Origin of the sequence: Bartonella sp. LB28NMGDW, from assembly GCF_042194435.1 — a bacterium.
GTDB lineage: Bacteria > Pseudomonadota > Alphaproteobacteria > Rhizobiales > Rhizobiaceae > Bartonella > Bartonella grahamii.
In genome coordinates this window covers 1-1,399 of the sequence record NZ_JBHIMX010000075.1, presented here as the reverse complement: position 1 = coordinate 1,399, position 1,399 = coordinate 1, and the positions used below count along the sequence as shown (strand labels likewise).

The following is a 1,399-nucleotide window of genomic DNA, read 5'->3' as shown; positions in this document are numbered from 1 at the left end:
TCACGAAGTTCTCCAGTACTTAAATCGGGCGCTTTGTAATACCTCTCGCTTTCAAACCAACGGCATTCAACAAGTGTAATCATCCGTCGACCGTTTTCAACATCAATGCCCTTCTCATCATTATAAGCTTCAAGATCATTATGATGAATGCCCTCATAAGCAATCCCATCACGAGCCCAATCTGCACTCAGTTCACTCCAATGGGCTTTGGGAAACATCTGCTTGGCTACTTCCAAAGGCTTGCGGTCCACATACCACAAACGTTGCGCATCGGTTAAGTTCGGTTGCACCGCTGCACTGTCCCAAACCATCTTTAACGGGTCTAAACGCGTAATGACCGGTTCACCATCAAAGCTGTTTTCATAATCAAGTCGCGTATCGGTCCAGCCCATGCCACAAATAACCGCATCTTGGAAAGCATCACTATCAGCATATTCTGCATGCGCCATGTCCCGAAACCATTCTGCCGCACCAGTAAGCAATTCACTTGGCAATGCCTTGCCTACTTGACGGGGAATGAATTGCACTTCGCGCTTGTTATTTCTCTCTGACCCCACAACAGCATTCACAAGCGGAGCAATACGATTAAAGGTCATAACGGGGCGGCGTTGCTCTTTTAACGCCGCTAAATCAGCCTCATTCCACTGATCACCATTGTAAAAACGAAAATCCTCCCGTGCATGTTCACGCCATTTATTCACATGCTCCACATCTTCTTTGTACCAACTCACAAGCTTGCGAAATAAGCCTTCTGTCGACAAATCTGATGCGTTACTTTCTTTATCTAAATGCTCTTCATCATACATCATTCTGCCATCCATGAGGTACTCTCATATTCCGTTCTGCCGCTATAAGCTGGTCGCTTTTGTATCGTCGGAGGTTCTTCATAAGCCACGCACATCAATCCAAAGGCATCTGCCCCATGACTGGACCAATCGTGCTCTGCTCCCAAGCCAATATTGCGCTTCTCATCCCATTTCTCGTGATACCAGTTCAGTGCTTTGCGCCCTGCTACGGTCGTCTCTTCATTGAACCAAACAGAAGGCAAAATACGTCGCACTGCCTCTATTCGCATTTTGACAGCACCAGCCCCTTGATTGGGAATGACCTGCGTTTCAAAACCCGCATCATTTAAAGCACTCTCAAAACTCACATTGTGCACACGGTCTCTGGTCGCCCCATCATGGGGAAGAACCATCAACGCCTTCTCATAACCGTTTTGACGCAACCAGCCTATATGCTCCGATAATGGTTGTCCTTGTGCTTCGTAATAATCAAGCACTCTGATCTCTCTGCCAACAAATTGCGCTATCCATATCGCTGTGGCATCTGCCTTGGCGCCCGTGCCCCCAATATCCCAAAAGGCGCGTATCTGCATTAAAGGATCACGAGCAACACG

Annotated in this window: 1 protein-coding gene and 1 pseudogene; both read right to left on the bottom strand. The window is 47.5% G+C overall.

Features of this window, described 5'->3' with window-relative positions:
* A partial coding sequence (locus ACFIKG_RS09170; protein ID WP_375652183.1) for a portal protein occupies positions 1-821 on the bottom strand: 821 nt, incomplete at its 3' end.
* Positions 806-1,399, bottom strand: a pseudogene (locus tag ACFIKG_RS09165) (PBSX family phage terminase large subunit); the annotation flags it as partial. The pseudogene ACFIKG_RS09165 and the gene ACFIKG_RS09170, both read right to left, overlap by 16 nt.